The sequence below is a fragment of the Allosphingosinicella sp. genome (genome assembly GCF_046295735.1).
Lineage (GTDB): Bacteria > Pseudomonadota > Alphaproteobacteria > Sphingomonadales > Sphingomonadaceae > Allosphingosinicella.
On record NZ_JBKBMQ010000003.1, the window covers coordinates 79946 to 99719 of the forward strand.

Consider the following 19774-nt stretch of genomic DNA (forward strand, 5'->3'; position numbering starts at 1 on the left):
CCGAGGCCGGCATCACACAATCACTAACGTCTCAGGCAGGTCCTCCGGCTTCATTCGCCCGCCGATCCTAAACTGTGGCGTAGAGAAGCAGACAAGCCATGGGCGATGCTGCCACAGCGCTCTACCATCGACCGGAGGTCACGGGTCGGGCTTGCCACCTCTGGCACTTACCAGCACCGGCAAGAGCGAGGTCTGCTATGTGACTGGAAGTACCTAGCTCCGTATGATAGCCCCGCGTTTCCGTTGTCTTGACCCGCTTCAGATGAGAGGCGGCTGTTCTCCAGGGGGGTATCTAGATGTCCACTACGTTGGTGCTCGCGAGCGCGCGTCCGTCGGAGACGCGTCTGAGTCCGGATGGCAACAAGCTTTACTCCGCTGACGCTGACGGGTTCGTGCGGGTCTACAGCGTCCTGACAGGCGGGTTGATAGACGCTTGGAAGGTTGGCCAGAAGCTCGGCGGCATGGATATCTCGCCCGATGGCACCTTTCTGGTGGTCGTGGAGCGAAATCTTACCACCACTTACAAGGTGGATACTGCCACCGGCACTGCTAAGAGCTACCTCTATGGTACATCTGCTTTGGAAGGCCTCTTCTTCGATGTTGCCGTATTGAGTGATGGCACGGCGTTGTTCAGTCAGGATTTCCCGGGCTCGGGCTGGGTCACTCTTAAAGTCCTGGACTTCGCGACCGGCGTCTACAGCGCCGGAGCAAGCGTGAGGCAAAGCTCGTTCTTCACGCGATCACCGACAGGCGAGACCGTACTGATCGGAGAGCCGAACATCTCGTCCGGCGATATCAACATCTATCGGACGGGTGAAGGTATTGTCTACACAAATCAGGCGGCAGGGTTCAACAGCGGCATCCAGGCCTTTTCAGGATCTCTCGCTGCTCACTATATCTACAATGAAGGAATTCACGTATACGGTAACGATCTTCGTAGGATCGTGACGCTGACTTCATGGAATCACGGTGCCGTTGCCGATCTCGCGTTCAGTAACGACGGTAAGTGGCTGTACATCCTGCAGAACGTGCAAAACTATATTCTGAAGGTGAGCACCGACGATTGGGCGGTCAAGGCGCATATCCCGGTTGGGGTTACCGTAGGGAGTTGGTGGGGAAATAGCGGAACTTATGGAAGTCGGCTGCTCGTAGACCCTATGGACAGGTATTATAGTGTCGCTGCGACAAACGCGCTCGCATTGGTCAGCAACCCGTTCGGGACGATTACCGCCACGCCGGGCGACGATATCTTGTTTGGAGCTTTTGCCAATGACCTCTTCATGCTTCAGGAAGGCGGGAGCGACGAGGTTTATGGCGGTTCAGGCACGGACGGCTTCTACTTCGGTGCCGCGCTGACGGCCGATGACCAGGTGGACGGCGGCCCGGGTTCCGATCAGGTGGGGCTGCAGGGCGACTATTCCAGCGGCGTGACCTTCGTCGCATCGACGATGGTGAACGTCGAGATGCTGGTGCTGCTGTCGGGCTCCGATACCCGCTTCGGCGATACGGGCGGCAGCCTCTACAGCTACAAGCTCAAAACGCATGACGGGAACGTCGCCGCGGGCGAGCGGCTGACCGTCAGCTTCAACACCCTTCTGGCAGGGGAGAACGTCACGTTCGACGGCTCGGCCGAGACGGACGGCCACTTCCTTTTCTATGCCGGGCTCGGCGCCGACGATCTGACCGGCGGGCATCAGGACGACGGCTTCTATTTCGGCCATGCCCGCTTCGGCGCGAACGACAAGGTGGACGGCCAGGGCGGTTCGTTCGACCAGCTCGGCCTCCAGGGCAATTATTCCGGAGCCCATGCGATCGCGTTCGGCGCCGACCAGATCAGGAACGTCGAGATGATCGTGCTGCTGACCGGCGGCGACGTCCGGTTCGGCGGCGGCGGCGCGGGCTACAGCTACGACCTCACCATGCACGACGGCAACGTGCTCGCCGGGCAGATGCTGACGATCAGCGCCAACACGCTTCGCTCCGACGAGACGCTGACCTTCGATGGATCGGCCGAGACCGACGGCGGCTTCCGCATCTTCAGCGGCAGCGGCAACGACACGATCGTGGGCAGTGCCGGCAACGACGAGCTCTGGGGCGGGGCGGGCGACGACGTCATCACCGGCGGCCTCGGCGCGGACCTGCTGCGCGGCGGGGCGGGCAACGACAGGTTCGTCTATCTGAGCACGGCTGACTCGACCGGGCAAAGCATGGACCAGATCCTGGACTTCAACGCCGGCGACAAGATCGACCTCGGCGCGATCGACGCCGATACCGGCGCACCAGGCAACCAGAGCTTCACCTTCATCGGCGCCGCCGCGTTCAGCGGCAAGGCAGGCGAGCTGCGCGCCTGGCAACAGGACGGGCGCTGGATCGTGGAAGGCGACGTCAACGGCAACGCCGCGGCCGACCTCGTCATCGCCGTCACCACCACCGGAGGGCACATCCTCACCGCCGCCGACTTCCTGGGGTGACCTTGCCGGATGGGGGACAACAACATGGACGATCATGGCGTCAACAGCGGCCGCGCCGACGGCCGCGGCGACAAGCTGGCATGAACCACTCCCGAGGTGCGGCGCATGCGAGCGGGTGATGCCGAAGCCGGCGCCAATTCCATCCGCCCCGAGGGCATCTTCGCGCAAGGAAGCTGATCCTCGAGGTGGCGGGGGACGGCGGCTGCCCTACGGATCAGCGGCTGGACAGCAGCGCGGCTATTCTTTCCTGATAGCGCGGCCCGACGGCGACCAGCGTGGAGTTGTCCAGTTCGACGAACAGCGACTTGCCGCGTTTCACCAGTGCCTCCACCCGCGACAGGCGGACGAAGGCCGAGCGCTGGACCCGCACCAGGCCGGTGCCGGCCACCAGTGCCTCCAACTGCCCCATGGTGATGCGATGGAGATAGGTCTTTTCGCCGCAGTGGAAATAGACATGGTCGCGCGCCGCCTCGATCCAGTCGATGTCGCAGGTGCGGACACGGACCTTGCCCTGGCGGGTGCGCACCCAGAAGACGCCGCCCTGTTCCTCCTCTTCGGCGGCCAGCCGTTCGGCGGCGGCCCTTTCGCGGAGGCGGGCGCGTACCCGTTCGACGGCGGTGGCGAGCCGCGGACGGCGCACCGGCTTCAGCACATAATCGATGGCGCCGATGTCGTAGGCATCGGCCGCATGCCGGTCATGGGCGGTGACGAACACGATTTCGACCGGAAGCCGGCTGCGCAGGCGGCAGGCCGCGCCGAGGCCACCGCCGCCGGGCATGTCGATGTCGAGGAAGACAGCGTCCGGCCGCAGCCGCTCCGTCATCGCGACCGTCTCTTCGCCGCCGACCGTCTCGCCGACGACCTGGACGTCGCCCGCCTCCTCCAGCAGCTCGCGGAGCAGCGCACGCGCGAGCGGTTCGTCCTCGGAGATGAGTACCCTCATTGCGCGGCCGCCAGCTCGGCGGCGGCGGGCTCAAGCGGAAGCCGGATCTCGCAGCGATAGCCTGTCTCTGTCGGGCCGGAGTCGACGAGGGCTCGCGGGCCGTAAAGCCGCTGCAGCCGTTCGCGGCAATTCTTGAGGCCGACCCCTTCTCCTCCGTCGCGTCTCCGTTTTTCCGCAGCGGCGCCGCCTTCATTCGCGACCACCAGCACCAGCCGGTCCCCGTCCTGCCGAGCCTCCACGTCGATCGCCACCTTCGACCGCGCCGGCGCGACGGCATGCTTGATCGCATTTTCCACCAGCGGCTGCAGAATGAAGTTCGGCACCTGCATCTCCCGCGCCTCCTCGTCCACCCGCCAGCGCACCGACAGCCGGTCGCCGAACCGCGCTTCCTCGACATGAAGGTAGGAGCGGATCGTCCTCAGCTCCTGATCCAGCGGGACGAGGGCGAACGGATCGGCCGCGAGAGAGGCGCGCAGGAAATCGGCCAGCCGCCCGATCATCTCCTCGGCCTGCGCGCTCTTCTTGCGCACCACCAGGCTGGCGATCCCGTTCAGCGTGTTGAACAGGAAATGGGGATTGAGCTGCAGCCTCAGCGCCGCGGCTTCGGCCCGCGACGCGGCCGCCTCGAACGCCGCCGCGCGCGCTTCGTTCAGCCGGGCGAGATCGTTGATCCGCATCGACCAGATCAGCGCCAATGCCAGCGCGAAGGTCCAGGTGTAGAGGAGATAGATGGTGAAGATGCGGCTGACGGAGTCGCTGAGCGCCCATTCCTGCCATCCGGGAAACAGCGTCAGCGCCAGCAGCCGCAGCCAGGCGAAATCCCCCAACGTCTGGAGCGCCCCGGCGGCGACGACGGCGATCGCGAGCAGGCCCCAGCGCAGCACCGCCGCGTGGCCCTCCAGCCGGCTGAGAAGCGCGGCGAGGAGCAGCGAGAGACCGACGCCGACGGCGAGCAGCGGCAGGTTCGCGACCAGCATCAGCAGCGGCGGGCTGCGCCCCTGCAGCGTCGCGGCGATGTCGACCAGCAGGTAGCCGAAGCACCAGAGCACCAAGGTGGGACGGAAAGCGGACTGACCAACCAGACGACGCAACGCGAACTTCGGCAATCTGCCTCTCCCCCCGAGTCTTAAGTCACTCTAACAGCCCCTTTTTCCGCTTCCAACGGCATTTTCGTCGTAAAAATACGGTATTTGGTGCGAAAAGCATCATCTTCGCAGCACCCGCCGCCGCTTCCGTCGCGACTGCCTTGCGCGCAACCCGGCGCCGCTCTCCTATGTGGTTTACAATTCTGCCCTTTTTCCGCCGCGCGCACTGCGCCGGGACAAGGGGCCGCCGAGCACGGGGGAGACTTTCGATGGCGACGATCCATGGCACCGAGAACGACGACATTCTCGAGGACACCCCGGGCAACGACGTTATCCACGGACTGGAGGGCGACGATCGGATCACCGTGACCCTTGGACATGACGAGGTCTATGGCGGCCCGGGCAACGACACGCTGGTGATCGACTACCGCGCCTCCGACAATGCGGTCGGGGTCCACCACTCATTGTCGGTGAACGGGGAACGGGGCGGCTATAATGGCAGCTTCAGCAATTACGCCGATCGCTTCGTCGGCTTCGACTCCATCGAGAATTTCGTCATCCTCACCGGCGGCGGCAACGACAATGTGACGACCGGCAGCGGCGACGACGTGATCGCGCTCGGCGCGGGCAACGATTTCGTCAATGTGGGGAGCGGGAACGACACGGCCGACGGAGGCGAGGGCGTGGACGGCATCTCGGCCGATCTGCGTGCCGCCACCGGCGCGATCCTGTGGGATCTGGGCGCCAACACCTATTCCGGGCCGATCGGCAGCTTCACCAATTTCGAATATTTCGGAACGCTGCGCACCGGCAGCGGCGACGACTTGATCGTCACCACCGACCATTACGCCCACGACGTCATCCATCTCGGCGAGGGCGACGACCGCGCGACCGTCAGAAACGGCAGCGACGAAGTGTGGGGCGGTGCGGGCAGCGACACGCTGGTGATCGACTATCGCGGGTCGAACAGCGCACTTGGCGTCTATCACGGACTGTCCGTCAATGCCGATCTCGGCGGCTATGACGGCAGCTTCGCGAACTACAACGATCGGTTTGTGGGCTTCAACTCGATCGAGCATTTCGTCATCCTGACCGGCGGCGGCAACGACAATGTGACCACCGGCGACGGCGACGACGTCGTCAGCCTCGGCGCCGGCGACGACTTCGTCAATCTCGGCAAGGGCGACAACCAGGCCGACGGCGGCGACGGAATCGACGGCGTGTCGGTCGACATGTCCGCCGCCACCGGCGCGATCCTGTGGGATCTGGGCGCCAACACCTATTCCGGGCCGGTCGGCAGCTTCACCAATTTCGAATATTTCGGCACGCTGCGCACCGGCAGCGGCGACGACGTGATCGTCACCAGCGACCATTACGCCCACGACGTCATTCATCTTGGCGAGGGCGACGACCGCGCGACCGTCCGCAACGGCAACGACGAAGTGTGGGGCGGGGCGGGCAGCGACACGCTGGTGATCGATTACTCCGGATCGACCCACGCCATCGGCAATTATCACAGCTTTGCCGTGAACGACGCGATCGGCGGCTATAACGGCAGCTTCACCAATTACGCTAACCGCTACGTCGGCTTCAATTCGATCGAGCATTTCCACATCACGACTGGAAGCGGCGACGACAACATCACGGTCGGCGATGGCGATGACATCGTCCATCTCGGCACCGGCAACGACTTCGTCAATCTTGGCAAGGGCAGCAACCAGGGGGATGGCGGCGACGGCATCGATGGCGTTTCCGTCGACATGTCGGCGGCGACCGGCGCCATCCACTGGAGCCTGGCCGACAACAGCTATTCCGGGCCCGGCGGGACGGGCTTCGTCAATTTCGAATATTTCGGCACGCTGCGGACCGGCAGCGGCGACGACGTGATCGTCACCAGCGACGTCAATTATGGCGAAATCATCCATCTCGGCGCGGGCGACGACCGCGTGGCCGTCTTCAACGGCCACGACAGCGTCCATGGCGGCAGCGGCAGCGACACGCTGGTGATGGACTATCGCACGTCCGCCGCCGCGCTCGGAAATTACCATTCCTTCGCGGCCGATCCCGACGGCGGCCATCGCGGCAGCTTCTACGATTACCAGTCGCGCTACGTCGATTTCACCTCGATCGAGCATTTCCACGCCTATCTCGGCAGCGGCAACGACAACGTCACCTTCGGGGACGGCGACGATATCGTGCATCTCGGCGCCGGCGACGATTTCGCGAATGTCGGCAAGGGCGACAATCAGGCCGACGGCGGCGACGGCATCGACGGCATTTCCGCCGACATGTCCGACGCGACCGGCGACATCCACTGGGATCTGTCGACCAACAGCTATTCCGGGCCGATCGGCAGCTTCATCAATTTCGAATATTTCGGCACCGTCCGCACCGGCAGCGGCGACGACACGGTCGTCACCACGAACGAGAACCGCAACGAGACCATCATACTCGGCGCCGGCAACGACCGGGCGGAGGTTCGCAACGGCCATGACACGGTCGAGGGCGGCGCCGGCGAGGACATCCTGGTCATCGACTATCGCACCTCGAACGTGGCGCTCGGCAACTATCACAGCCTGCACGTCAACGGGAGCATCGGCGGCTATAACGGCAGCTTCTACGACTATCAGTCCCGATTCATCCTGTTCACGTCCATCGAGCACCTCCACCTCTACCTCGGCAGCGGCAACGACAATGTGACGCTGGGCGGCGGCGACGACATCGCCTTCCTGGGCGCCGGAAACGACGCCGTTTTCGCCGGTGGCGGGGACGACTGGCTGGAAGGCGGCGAGGGCGACGATCATCTGGACGGCGGCGAGGGCAACGACACCGCCTCCTATTCGACTGCCGCGTCCGGCGTGACGGTGGATCTGCGCATCTCCGGCCCGCAGAATACCGGCGGCGCGGGCACCGACACGCTCGTCAGCATCGAAAACCTCACCGGCTCGGCCTTTTCGGACAACCTAACGGGCGACGATCGCGACAACATCCTCGACGGCGGCGCAGGCGCGGACACGATGGCGGGCGGCCGCGGCAGCGACACCTATATCGTCGATCACGCGGACGATCTCACCATCGAGAATCCCGGCGAGGGCATCGACACCGTCCTTACCGCGCTGCAGAGCTACAGCCTGCAGGACAATGTCGAGAATCTCGTGGCGGCCGGCACGGCGCAGGCGCTGACCGGCAACGCGCTCGCCAACATCATCACCGGCTCGGGCGGGCAAGACCAGCTCGCCGGCCTGGGCGGGAACGACGTTCTGATCGGCAATGGCGGCGGCGACGTCCTGGACGGGGGCGAGGGCGACGACATTGTCATCGCGGGCATGGTGGGCGAAGAGCTGATCGTCAACGGCAGCTTCGAGACCCAGGACGGATCGAACGATTCCCGCCGCTTCGTGCTTGACGGCGGGACCGAATATGGCGGTGTTCCCTATCGGATGGCGGACGCGCTTCACGGATGGCAGCGCAGCTCCGGCGGCCAGTTCGAGCTCAACACTTTCGGCGCCAACCCCAGCTTCGATCGCGGATCCGGCAACGTCACGCTCGACATGGAGGCGAACGCCGGCGAGCGGATCGGGATCTTCCAGGATGTGAGCGGTATCGAGGCGGGCAGCCGCCTGCTTCTGACCTTCACCGCCTCGCGGCCCACCGGCGGCCCGCTCGGCGCCGACCCGACCGCGGTGCTCGAAGTGCGGTGGAACGGGGAGACGATCGGCACCATCACCCCCGGCTCGACGGCGATGGAGCAATATTCCTTCGTCGTCACCGCGGCGGCGACGGGCCCCGGCAGCGGCGTTGACGGCGCCAACCGGCTGGAGTTCATCGAAATCGGCACCGGCGGCGACGCGCGCGGGACGCAGCTCGACGCCGTGTCGCTGCGCACCGTCATCGCGACCAACGCGGCGGCGGCGACGCTGACCGGCGGCGCGGGCGACGACACGCTGATCGGGGCGGCGGGCGCGGACCAGATCGCCGGCGGCACCGGCGCGAACCGGATCCACGCGGGCGCCGGCAATGACAGCATCCTCTCCGTCAGTCAGGCGCGGGACGTCGTGGACGGCGGCGCGGGCGACGACACGCTCACGGTGGACTATTCCGGCGAGACGGCGGCGATCACCACTGTGATCGGCGATGATGGGGAGCGGACCTTCGGCAACGGCACCGACAGCAGCGTCACATTCGTCGATGTCGAACGGATCGTGATTTCGACCGGCAGCGGCGACGACGTCATCGTTACCGGCGGCGGCGACGACGAGATCCGCGCCGGCGGCGGCGATGACGTGATCGAGGGGGGCGCCGGCAACGACCTGCTCGACGGCGGCACCGGCGCCGACACGATGCGCGGCGGCGCGGGCGACGACGTCTACATCGTCGACGCCGAAGGCGATGTGGTGGAGGAAAATGCGGGCGAAGGCACGGACGAGGTGCGCACCTCGCTCGCCGCCTACACCCTCACCGCCAACGTCGAAAACCTCACCGGCACGGTAGACACCGGCCAGACTCTTGCCGGCAACGATCTCGACAACGTCATCACCGGCGGCGGCGGCGACGACCTGCTATTCGGCGCCGACGGCGACGATCTCCTGATCGGCGACGCGGGCGACGATGTGCTCGACGGCGGCGCGGGCGCGGACGTGATGCGCGGCGGCACCGGCAACGATGTCTACATCGTCGACGCCGCGGGCGACACGGTCGAGGAGAATGCGGGCGAAGGGATCGACGAGGTCCGCACCTCGCTCGCGGCCTACACGCTCGGCGACCATCTCGAGAATCTCACCGGCACCGCCGCCACCGGCCAGACGCTGACGGGCAACGCGCTCGGCAACGTCATCATCGGCGGAGCGGGCGACGACCTGCTGGACGGCGGCGCGGGCGACGACATCGTGAACGGCGGCGACGGCGACGACACGATCCGCGTCGCCGGCGGGACCAACGCGGCCGACACAGCCGTCGACTCGGTGGACGGCGGCGCGGGCAACGACCGGCTGGTGGTCGATTACAGCGCCATGACGGCGTCGGTCCGCGTGCCGAGCGGCGGCGGCGGCCAAAGCGGCCCCACGGGGCAGGTGCTGGTCGACCTTCAGGAGCGGATCGCGTTCAGCGGCATCGAGGCGCTCACCATCACCACCGGCAGCGGCAACGACACCATCTACGGCACCGCCGGTGCGGACGTGATCTCGAGCGGCGCCGGCGCGGACTTCCTGTTCGGAGGCGGCGGCGACGATATCCTGGACGGCGGCGACGGTTCCGACGTCCTGAACGGCGGCGACGGCGACGATCTGCTGATCGGCGGCGCCGGAGACGACCAGCTGAACGGCGGCGCCGGCGCCGACACGATGCGCGGCGGCACCGGCAACGACATCTATCTGGTCGACGACCTGGGCGACGTCGTCGAGGAGAATGAAGGCGAAGGAACCGACGAGGTCCGTACCGCTCTGGCGGCGTATACCCTTGCCGCCAACGTCGAACTCCTGACCGGCACCGGCATCGGCCAGACGCTGACCGGCAACGCGCTCGACAACGTCATCACCGGCGGCTCGGGCAACGACGTGCTGAACGGCGGCGACGGCAACGACACGCTGGCCGGCGGTGCGGGCAACGACCTGCTGAACGGCGGCGCCGGTGCCGACACGATGCGCGGCGGCATCGGCAACGACGTCTACATCGTCGACGATGCCGGCGACGTGGTGGAGGAGAATGCGGGCGAGGGCATCGACGAGGTCCGCACCTCGCTCGCGGCCTATACGCTCGGCGCCCATGTCGAGAACCTCACCGGGACGGCAGGCGCCGGCCAGGCGCTGACCGGCAACGGCCTCGCCAACATCATCACCGGCGGATCAGGCGACGATGTTCTGTCCGGCGGCGAAGGCAGCGACACGCTGATCGGCGGCGCGGGCAACGACCTGCTCGACGGCGGCGCGGGCGCGGACACGATGCGCGGCGGCCTCGGCAACGACGTCTACATCGTCGACGACATCAACGATGCGGTGGAGGAGAATGAAGGCGAAGGGATCGACGAGATCCGCACGTCGCTCGCCACCTACATGCTCGCCGAGAATGTCGAGACCCTGACGGGCACCGCGACCACCGCGCAGACCCTGACCGGCAACGGGCTCGACAACGTGATCACCGGCGGCTCGGGCAACGACATATTGAACGGCGGTGCTGGCAACGACCTGCTGATCGGCGGGGCGGGCAACGACCGGCTTGACGGCGGCACCGGCGCGGACGTCATGCGCGGCGGTCTCGGCAACGACATCTACATCGTCGACAATGTCGGCGACGTGGTGGAGGAGAATCCGGGCGAGGGCACCGACGAGGTCCGCACCTCGCTCGCGGCCTACACGCTGGGCGCCTATGTCGAATATCTGACCGGCACCTTGTCGACCGGCCAGACGCTGACCGGCAATGGCGGCGCCAATCGCATCACCGGGGGCTCGGGCAACGACGTCCTGAACGGCGGCGGCGGCAACGACCTGCTGATCGGCGGGGCAGGCAACGACCTGCTCGACGGCGGCACCGGCGCCGACACGATGCGCGGCGGCTTGGGCGACGACGTCTACATCGTCGACGATGCCGGCGACCTGGTGGAGGAAAATGCGGGCGAAGGCATCGACGAGGTCCGCACCTCGCTCGCGGCCTACACGCTCGGCGCCAATGTGGAGAACCTCACCGGAACGGCCGGCACCGGCCAGGCGCTGACCGGTAACGGCCTCGCCAATGTCATCACCGGCGGTTCGGGCAACGATCTGCTCGACGGCGGCGCGGGCGGCGACACGATGCGCGGCGGGGCCGGCGACGACGTCTACATCGTCGACGATGCCGGCGACGTGGTGGAGGAGAATGACGGCGCGGGCATCGATGAAGTGCGCACCTCGATCGACTATGCTCTGGGCGCCAATGTCGAGAACCTCACCGCTCTGTCGGACGCCGGCCTCGCTCTCACCGGCAACGGCATGGCGAATGCCATCACCGGCGGCGCCGGCGACGACGTGATCGACGGCGGGGCCGGCGCGGACATCATGCGCGGCGGCCGCGGCGACGATGTCTACATCGTCGACGACGAAGCCGATGTAGTGGAGGAGCAGGAGGACGAAGGCCGGGACGAAATCCGGACCACCTTGTCCAGTTATGTTCTTCCTGCCCATGTTGAAATCCTGACCTATGTCGGCACCGGCAATTTCGCCGGCACCGGAAGCGCCGGGGACGACCGGATCGCCGGCGGCGCGGGCGATGACGTGATCGACGGCGCGGACGGCGACGACTTCATCGACCTGCGGAACGGCGGCGATGACACCGCCTTCGGCGGCGCCGGCAACGACGGCATCTATATGGGCGGGGCGTTCGATTCGGGCGATCGCATCGACGGCGGCGATGGCATCGACCAGGTCGGCCTGCAGGGCGATTATTCGGCGGGCCTGGTGCTCGGCGAAGACAGCCTCAACTCGGTCGAATTCCTGGTGCTGCTGTCGGGCACCGACACGCGCTTCGGCGACAGCGGCGAGGAGCTCTACAGCTACGACATCACCACCCATGACGGAAACGTCGCGGCGGGCCAGCGGCTCATCGTCAGCTTCAACATGCTTCAGGACGACGAGGACGTATATTTCGACGGCTCTGCGGAAACGGACGGTCACTTCCTCACTTACGGAGGCCTCGGGATCGACATCGTGATCGGGGGCCAGCAGGACGACGGCTTCTACTTCGGCGTCGGCCGCTTCGGCCCCGACGACGAGGTGGACGGGCAGGGCGGCTTCGACCAGCTGGGCCTCCAGGGCAATTACAGCGGCGAAGACGCCATCCTGTTCGGCGCGGACCAGATCCGGAACATCGAGATGCTGGTGCTGATGACCGGCGGCGACACGCGGTTCGGCGGCGGCGGCGCGGGCTACAGCTACGACCTGACGATGGACGACGGCAATGTCGATGCCGGCAAGATGCTGTTCGTCAGCGCCAACACCCTGAGGTCGGACGAGACCCTGACCTTCGACGGATCGGCGGAGAGCGACGGTGCCTTCTGCGTCTATAGCGGCGCCGGCGACGACCTGATCATCGGCGGCGCGGGCGACGACCGGATCTGGGGCGGAGCGGGCGACGACGTGATCGTCGGCGGCTTCGGCGCCGACGAGCTGCGCGGGGGCGCGGGCAACGACGTCTTCGTCTATTTCGAATGGGAGGAATCGACCGCGGACGCGATGGACCAGATCCTCGACTTCTCGGCCGGAGACCTGATCGATCTCAGTGCCATCGACGCCGATCAAGGCACCGAGGGCGAACAGTCCTTCACCTTCATCGGCGACCGGGCGTTCAGCAACCAGGCCGGCGAACTGCGCGCCTGGCAGCAGGACGGCCGCTGGATGGTCGAGGGCGATGTCGACGGCGACGGCGTGGCCGATCTCGTCATCGCGGTGACGACCACCAACGGCCACATGCTGACCGCCGCGGACTTCTATGGTTGAGTCGATCTACGGGGTTGCCAATTGCAGGCCCGTGCGGCACGCTAAATTCTTCAAACCTGAGTGGATGCCGATTACATGACCATGCCGACCGAGAAGAACTTCACCGAAACCGAACTGCCGCAGCGCAATGATTGGGTGACGCCCGAAGTGCGGCGCATGCGCGCCGGCGATGCTGAGGCCGGTGCCAACCCCATCCGGCCCGAAGGGATTTTCGCTCAAGGAAGCTGAGGCTGCCGGTCGAAGCGGCTCCCGGGCCGCTTCACCAACAGGTCAGGCCACATTGCAGGTCCATGCAAACTCATCGAGCCGCCGCAGCGGCGGCGGGGGGGCGTTCCGCCCGTCCGGCGATGCGTTGCGGGGATTCGTCGCGGAGCTGCTGAACGCGAACCGGCGCCTGTTCTTCGCGGGCATCGCCTGCACCCTCGTCGCCGGCGCGTTCGAGGGGGCGGGCTTGCTTCTGTTGGTGCCGATCCTGATGCTGGTGCTCGGCGGATCTTCGGCACAAGGCACCGCGCCGGAATGGCTCCGGTCCTTCCTGGAGTCCCTGGCAATTCCGGGTGGGCCGGACGCTCAGCTCATGTTCCTCGTGTCCGGCTTCGTCGCACTGGTCATGCTGCGCGGCGCGACGATGCTGGCGCGCGACTCGGTGCTCGCGCGGCTCAAGATCGACTTCGTGCTGGGGCTGCGCAGCGAGCTTCTCCGGCGCATCGCTGAAACGCCGGCGGCGGACGTCGCGCGGCTTCAGCACGGCCGCATCTCCCATCTCGTCAGCGGAGACATCCAGGCCTGCGGGGCCGCCGCGCAGGGTTCGGTCCAGATCGTGGTGGCCGGCATCATGCTGGCCGCGCAGCTGGCCGTCGCGCTGACGCTCGCCCCTTTGTTCACGCTGTTCACGCTCGCATTGCTCGGGCTCGCCGGCCTCGCGCTGGTGCCGATGGCGCTGCGCGCCAGTCGCGCGGGACAGGGCGTGACGAACGAAAATGTCGGGCTCGTCGCGACGCTGCTGGCGTTTCTCGGCACCCTGAAGCTTGCGATCACCCAGGACCTTCAGCGGTTCTGGCTGAACGACCTGCGCGATCGCCAGGAGCGGCTCGCGCGGCACCAGCTCGCATTTTCGCTTCAGCTCAGCCGCTCCTCGGTGGCGCTTGCCACCGTCGCGGCGCTGATCGGCGCCGTCGCCGTGCTCGCCGGCCATCATGCCGGATTGTCGCCCGCCGTTCTGCTGGTGATGATTGTGATCCTCTCGCGGATCGGCGGCCCCTTGTCGCAGATCCAGCAGGGCGCGCAGCTCCTCGCCCACAGCCTTCCGGCTTATGCGGAGGTTCGCCGCGCCGGGGACGAGTTCGCGCCGGCCGCCGGGCCGCCGGCCGGAGAAGACCGCGACCCGCCGGTCGGTCCCATCGGTCTGGAACGGCTGACCTACATCCACGGCGCCCGGGAAAACGGCCAGGGCGTGCGGGACATCACCCTGAAGATCGCGCCCGGCGAGGTGGTGGCGCTGTCGGGCCCCTCCGGAGCCGGCAAGACGACGCTGGCGGAACTGATCGCGGGCCTGCTTGTGCCGCAGGCGGGCCATGTCTCGGTGGCGGGCGTGCCGATCGACAGCTTCGGCGGCGGCTGGCGTCGCCGCGTGGGCTACGCGACCCAGGACACGCTCCTCTTCCACGGGTCGATGCGCGAGAATCTCGTCTGCGGGCATCATCGGGCGAGTGACGCATCGCTGCGCGCGGCGCTCGCGCTGGTAGAGGGAAGCGAGTTGGTGACGCGGCTGGAACACGGGATGGAGACCATCATCGGAGACCGCGGCGCCTTGTTGTCGGGGGGAGAGCGGCAGCGGGTGGCGCTTGCGAGGACGCTACTCCGCGAGCCGCGGCTGCTCATCCTCGACGAGGCCACCAACGCGCTGGACGAGGAGACGGAGCGGAGGATCCTGCTCAAGCTCATTCGCCTCGATCCGCGGCCTTCGATCCTCTTCGTCTCTCACCGCACGCGCAATTTCGACCTTTGCGACCGGGTGCTGCGCCTCGCCGGAGGCGAGCTGCCGCACGACCAACCGGCGCTCGGCCTGAACAGGGCGGCGACCCCGTGAAACCCCCCGTCACCCTTTCGCCCGAGCTGGCGCTCGCCATCGCCTGCTGCCGCTGGCCGCACGCGCCGGAGCGGGAGGCGGCCATATCGAACGCTGCGTCAGCCAAAGTCGATTGGACGCGGCTCGCCGACCTCGCCCGGGAACACCGGATCGAAGCGCTCGTCCATGACGGGCTCGTACGCTCGGCCGTCGCGGTCGACCCGGCGGTCGCTCATGAGTTGAAGGCGCGGGCGGCGGCGATCGCGCAGGCCAATCTGCGTTTCGCCGCCGAGGCGGCACGTCTTCGGGCGCTGTTCGCCGCGTCCGGCGTGCCGCTCCTGTTCGTCAAGGGCGTGACGCTGGCGCTGCTTGCCTATCGCACCCTTGCGGTGAAGAGCGCCTGCGACCTCGACCTCCTGATCGATCCCGCCGACCTGTTCGAGGTACGGGCGCTGCTGCGCACGGCCGGCTATGTCTCGCCGGACGAACTCGATCGTCAGGACGGCGGGAGCGAGGATGTGCCCAGTTGCAAGGAGGAGACATGGCTCCACCCCCAACTGCGCATCGAGGTCGATCTTCACCATCGTCTCGCCGACAGTCCGCTGCTCATCCCGGGGATCGGTGTCGCATCTCCAAGTCAGGAGGTGGAGGTCGGCGGCGGGATCCGGCTGCCGACGCTCGCGAAGGATGAGCTGTTCGCTTATCTGTGCGTCCACGGCGCAAGCCACGGCTGGTCCCGGATGAAGTGGATCGGCGACGTGGCTGCCCTGCTGCACGGCGAGGCACCGGATGAGATCGAACGCCGGTACCTCGCTTCCCAGCACCTGAAGGCCGGCAGGTCGACCGGCTCGGCACTGCTGCTGTGCCACCGCCTTTTCGGGACGGAGGTGCCTTCGCGGCTGCTGCAGGCGTTGAGGCGCGATGGCGCGCATGCCTTCCTCGAAGCCAGTGCGCTGCATGCGATCGCATGTTCGGACCGATCGCGCCGCGTCCGCTGGCGCAGGTTCGCCGCGCAGTTCCTGATCCTCGACGCCTGGTCCTTCCGGTTCAACGCCCTTACCCAGCGGTGGAACGAGGCTGGCGACTCGATGGCGCGGCGGCTTCCGCAGCGCCTGGGCTTCTGCCGACCGGCGGTGCGGCTCTGCTACGGCTTCCTGAAGATTGCTCTCAGCTCCTTTCGTTCGAGCGGCGCCGGCGAGCAGGAGCGGTTCGCGAAATGAAGGGCACGCGAGGCCCGGGGCGCTGGCCGTTGCTGGCCGAAGCGTCGGCGCTGCTGGTCGTGGCGGCGATCCTCATCCGCATGCTGCCCTTCCGAACCGTATGGAAGCTCGCGGGAGGAGAGTCGGCCTGCTTGCCCGACGGTGCGCAGGTCGGCCCCGACGTCCTCCGGCCGGCATGGGCAGTGGAGGCGGCCGCGCGGCGGCTCCCGCTGCGCCTCGTCTGCTTCCAGAAAGGGCTGGCGCTCAGCATGATGCTTCGTCGCCGGGGGATCGGCTCTACCCTCCATTACGGCGTCACCCAGAATGAGGAGCGCCTCAGCGCCCATGTCTGGCTGAGCGTCGGCGGACAGATCGTCCTCGGCGCGGCCGCGGCACCGCAGCATGTCTGCCTTGCCCAGGCATCCCGCAGGTCGGTCACGGAATAGCCTGGCGTGCGGATGGAAAGCTTCCGCTACCGGCTCTACGGGCTGTGCCTGTCGTCCGGCATCGCGCTGCCGGAGCTCGCCGCAGAAGAGTCTTCGGGCGCTGCGGATGTCGAAGTTTCCTTTGGCGCGCTTCACCACCTCCACTCCGGATCCCACGAACCCGTCAGCTTCGAACCTTGCGCTGAAGGTCATCTCCTTTCGGTGCGCGAGGTCGCCCGCTTTCTGATCGCCGGCGGCAGGCGGATCATCGTCGATCCCGCACCCGGCGCCTCGGACCGGAACGTCCGGCTGTTCCTGCTCGGCTCCGCCTTCGGGGCACTGCTTCATCAGCGCGGCATCCTTCCGATCCATGCGAACGCGATCGACTTCGGCTCGGTGGCCGTCGCGTTCGGTGGCCATTCGGGTGCCGGGAAGTCGACCATTGCGGCCCGTTTCGCGGCCGCCGGTCGGCCGCTTCTTTCCGACGACGTCTGCGCCGTCACGTTTGAAGGCGATGCGCCCGTCGTCCATCAGGGGGTGCCGCGCATCCGGCTGTGGGCCGACGCGCTCCAGCATCTGGACCGATCGGCTGCGGGACTGGAGCGTGCGTTCGACGATGTGGACAAGTTCAACCTGCCCACCGGGCGCCGATCACGGGGCGGACCGCTGCCTCTCGCCTCCATCTACTGCTGAAGAAAGGCCGGCACGGCACCGAGCCGGCGATCCGTCGGCTGACGGGTGTCGAGGCGGTGGAGGCCCTCGTCACCAACACCTATCGAGGTGCGTTCCTCTCGGTGCTCGGAGGCAGCGAGCGTCATCTGGCCTCCTGCATCCGGATCGCGCGCTCAGCACGGATTTACGAGCTTGTGCGCGATGTCGACTACAGCCGGTTCGACGACCAGATGCGGACAGTGGAGGCGCATGTCGCTGACGATCTGGCGAGGTTCAGCTGACCGAGCGCGCGAAGCTTCCCGCGGCGATCGCGCGCAGCACCGCCCGCCGGTAGAGCTGCTCCTGCCCAGGCTGGCCGACCAGTCCGGGGCGCCAATCGCGAACAAGCGCCCGGAGGCGGGGGATGTCCAGCACGCACGCGGCGGCGGGGCAGTCCGCGATCCGTTCCACCTCTGCCGCGAGCGCCGCCTGGTGGTTCGAGAGGACCCTGTGCCAGTCCGCCGCCTGCAGGCCCCGGCGCCGTTCGGCGAGCACGCGATCGGGTATGCGGCCCTCCAAGGCTCTTCGGGCGAGGCTGCGGGACTGTCCCTTGTGGAGGAACTGGTCGGCGGGAACGGCGAGGCAGAATTCCACCAGCCTTCGATCCGCGGTCGGATCGCGCATGTCGACGCCCCAGCCGGCCCATATGCCCTTGTTGAAATTCCCGAAGTCGAGCGACTGGAGGGTGGCGACGCGATCGGCGGGATCTTCGATGCCGGGCCGCTGGCCGTAATCGACATCGGTCGGAGAGGTGTCCGGGTCGAGGTCGGGGTTGAGCAGCGTCAGATCCTCGGAGCGCGTTGGCGCGCCGCGCCACCTTTGCGCAACCGACCATGCGCCGCGCGGAAGCAGGGGACCCAGCGTCTGGACGGCGAGCGATTTCGTCGACGCCCCGTTCCGCTTGAGCGCCGCTGCCTCGCGCAGCAGGCGGAAGATCCGTGCGCGCTTCGCCAGAAGAGGAAGGAGTTCGCTGCCGCTGTGACTGAGGGTGAAATTGCCGGCCTGGCCGGTCAGCAACACGCCGATGCCCATGTCTCGCACGGCGTCGTTGATCGCCGTCGCCCAGCCATAGTTGCACAGGTTGTTGAGCGGGCGCTGGTACAAGGCGGCCCCTCGCTCGAGCTCCTCCAGCGGCGCGAAGCCTTGGCTTCCGACGCGGACATGATTCACATTGGGGACGGAGTCGGCGACGGCGGCCGCGAGCGGGCCTTCGTCCGTCAGCCGCCCCTCGGCCGCGGAAAGGGCGACGTCCGTGCCGGGCACGGCGGTGAAGGCGGTGACCATCCCGGATGGGCCGACAAGCCGCGCCGCGGCGGATGTCACGGCCGAGCTGTCGAGGCCGGCGCTGAGATGGGCCGCGACGCGCTCTCCGGCGCCTCTGAGGCGTGACGCCACCGACCGGTCCAGTGTCTCGCGAACCGCCTCGACATAATCGAGGTCCGTCTTGAAGCGGATCGGCGCGAGCGAGGGGCGCCAGTAGCGCTCGGCGCGCTCGCCCGCGTCGTCGATGCGGACGAGGTGCCCCGGCTCCACCCGCCGCACGTCGGTGAAGAAGGTGGCTGCCCCCGTCTCCGCCGCCAGCGCCACGAACCGCCGGAGGCTGGAGATGTCGACCATCGGCGGAATTTCGGGGAGCGCGTGCAAGCCCGCCGGCATGGACGCAAATGCGGCGAAGCCATGCCGGCGGCTGTAGCAAAGCGGCTTCTGCCCGAGGAAGTCGCGCGCCAGAAACAGCTGCCGGCAACGCGAGTCCCACAGCGCGAAGGCGAAGTCGCCGACGATCCGGTCGAGCGCACCTGCCTCCCACCGCTCCCAGGCGCGCAGCAGGAAGGCCGCATCCGACATGCGGCGCGCGTCATCGAGGTGGAGGCCGAGCTGCGTGGCGAGTTCGTCCCGATTGTCGAGCCGGACGTCCGCGGCCATTGCCATTGCGCCGTCCGCGCCCACCGCAATGCCTGGATCGAACCTGTCCTCGGGCAGTTGCCGGGCGATCCGCTTGCCAAGAGCGATGCCGTCCCCGTCCCAAGTCGATGGCGCGCCGTCGCCATAGCACCGCTGCGCGTGCAGCATCCGGTCGCGTCTCGCGGACGCGGGCGATCCCTCGAAGCTCCAGAAGCCGGCGAGCGCCGTCAAGCCTGGGCGCCCGGGTCTACGATGAGGACGAGGCCGTCTTCGGCGAGGTCGCGGAGGAGAGATTCAACCTCCGCAGCGCAGCGATCCCAATCGACATGGTGCGATGCGGCGAGTTCATCGACGAGTTCGCCGAAGCGGCGCGGCTGCTCGAGCATGGACCAGACGAGGCTCGCGGTTCGGTTGAACCCGTAACAGGTGCCGTTTTCCACGTGCAGCCCGATCAACTCCCCGTCCACCTCGGCCTCGAGCAGGCCCGCGGCGCGGCTCAGCATTGTTT

General features: G+C 67.2%; 12 protein-coding genes. 8 read left to right on the forward strand and 4 right to left on the reverse strand.

Translation table 11 applies throughout. The annotated features are described in order from the left end of the window. Positions 1-296: 296 nt before the first annotated feature. Positions 297-2471, forward strand: coding sequence for a M10 family metallopeptidase C-terminal domain-containing protein (locus tag ACK4K7_RS04210; protein WP_431863973.1), 2175 nt, complete (start codon positions 297-299; stop codon positions 2469-2471). A 214-nt stretch (positions 2472-2685) separates the two neighbouring features. Here the strand turns inward: ACK4K7_RS04210 and ACK4K7_RS04215 are convergent, their stop codons facing one another. After that, complete coding sequence (locus ACK4K7_RS04215; RefSeq protein WP_431863974.1) at positions 2686-3414, reverse strand: LytR/AlgR family response regulator transcription factor; 729 nt, start codon at positions 3412-3414, stop codon at positions 2686-2688. Further along, positions 3411-4520: a sensor histidine kinase gene (locus ACK4K7_RS04220; protein ID WP_431863975.1), complete on the reverse strand. Its 1110-nt coding sequence runs from the start codon at positions 4518-4520 to the stop codon at positions 3411-3413. Before ACK4K7_RS04220 ends, ACK4K7_RS04215 begins: the two co-directional genes overlap by 4 nt. A gap of 248 nt (positions 4521-4768) precedes the next feature. Here ACK4K7_RS04220 and ACK4K7_RS04225 point away from each other — a divergent pair, with 248 nt between their 5' ends. The 7 genes from ACK4K7_RS04225 to ACK4K7_RS04255 all read left to right on the forward strand — a co-directional run bounded on the left by ACK4K7_RS04225 (position 4769) and on the right by ACK4K7_RS04255 (position 17606). After that, positions 4769-12961 carry a hypothetical protein gene (locus ACK4K7_RS04225; protein ID WP_431863976.1) on the forward strand — a complete coding sequence of 2731 codons (8193 nt, stop codon included), beginning with the start codon at positions 4769-4771 and terminating at the stop codon, positions 12959-12961. A gap of 60 nt (positions 12962-13021) precedes the next feature. Next, positions 13022-13189, forward strand: coding sequence for a hypothetical protein (locus ACK4K7_RS04230; protein WP_431863977.1), 168 nt, complete (start codon positions 13022-13024; stop codon positions 13187-13189). A gap of 124 nt (positions 13190-13313) precedes the next feature. Then, a complete protein-coding gene (locus ACK4K7_RS04235; protein WP_431863978.1) occupies positions 13314-15050 on the forward strand; it encodes an ATP-binding cassette domain-containing protein in 1737 nt (578 codons plus the stop codon). Next, positions 15047-16249 carry a nucleotidyltransferase family protein gene (locus ACK4K7_RS04240; protein ID WP_431863979.1) on the forward strand — a complete coding sequence of 401 codons (1203 nt, stop codon included), beginning with the start codon at positions 15047-15049 and terminating at the stop codon, positions 16247-16249. The genes ACK4K7_RS04235 and ACK4K7_RS04240 overlap by 4 nt, the downstream gene beginning before the upstream one ends. Further along, positions 16246-16674 (forward strand): lasso peptide biosynthesis B2 protein, encoded by a 429-nt coding sequence (locus tag ACK4K7_RS04245; protein ID WP_431863980.1) that lies wholly within the window; start codon positions 16246-16248, stop codon positions 16672-16674. Before ACK4K7_RS04240 ends, ACK4K7_RS04245 begins: the two co-directional genes overlap by 4 nt. A gap of 12 nt (positions 16675-16686) precedes the next feature. Further along, positions 16687-17346, forward strand: coding sequence for a hypothetical protein (locus ACK4K7_RS04250; protein WP_431863981.1), 660 nt, complete (start codon positions 16687-16689; stop codon positions 17344-17346). Between the two features lie 56 nt (positions 17347-17402). Further along, positions 17403-17606 carry a hypothetical protein gene (locus ACK4K7_RS04255; RefSeq protein WP_431863982.1) on the forward strand — a complete coding sequence of 68 codons (204 nt, stop codon included), beginning with the start codon at positions 17403-17405 and terminating at the stop codon, positions 17604-17606. Here the strand turns inward: ACK4K7_RS04255 and ACK4K7_RS04260 are convergent. Together ACK4K7_RS04260 and ACK4K7_RS04265 are read right to left on the reverse strand one after the other, a co-directional pair. Continuing rightward, positions 17599-19497, reverse strand: a complete 1899-nt coding sequence (locus ACK4K7_RS04260; protein WP_431863983.1) for an asparagine synthetase B family protein — start codon at positions 19495-19497, stop codon at positions 17599-17601. The two genes, ACK4K7_RS04255 and ACK4K7_RS04260, sit on opposite strands and share 8 nt — an antisense overlap. Beyond that, positions 19494-19769: a PqqD family protein gene (locus tag ACK4K7_RS04265; protein ID WP_431863984.1), complete on the reverse strand. Its 276-nt coding sequence runs from the start codon at positions 19767-19769 to the stop codon at positions 19494-19496. Before ACK4K7_RS04265 ends, ACK4K7_RS04260 begins: the two co-directional genes overlap by 4 nt. Between the last annotated feature and the right edge of the window lie 5 nt (positions 19770-19774).

Coding starts and splice junctions, on each gene's coding strand:
- ACK4K7_RS04265 (WP_431863984.1), bottom strand. CDS start 19,769: ATGCTGAGCCGCGCCGCGGGCCTGCTCGAGGCCGAGGTGGACGGGGAG.
- ACK4K7_RS04210 (WP_431863973.1), top strand. CDS start 297: ATGTCCACTACGTTGGTGCTCGCGAGCGCGCGTCCGTCGGAGACGCGT.
- ACK4K7_RS04250 (WP_431863981.1), top strand. CDS start 16,687: ATGGAAAGCTTCCGCTACCGGCTCTACGGGCTGTGCCTGTCGTCCGGC.
- ACK4K7_RS04245 (WP_431863980.1), top strand. CDS start 16,246: ATGAAGGGCACGCGAGGCCCGGGGCGCTGGCCGTTGCTGGCCGAAGCG.
- ACK4K7_RS04215 (WP_431863974.1), bottom strand. CDS start 3,414: ATGAGGGTACTCATCTCCGAGGACGAACCGCTCGCGCGTGCGCTGCTC.
- ACK4K7_RS04225 (WP_431863976.1), top strand. CDS start 4,769: ATGGCGACGATCCATGGCACCGAGAACGACGACATTCTCGAGGACACC.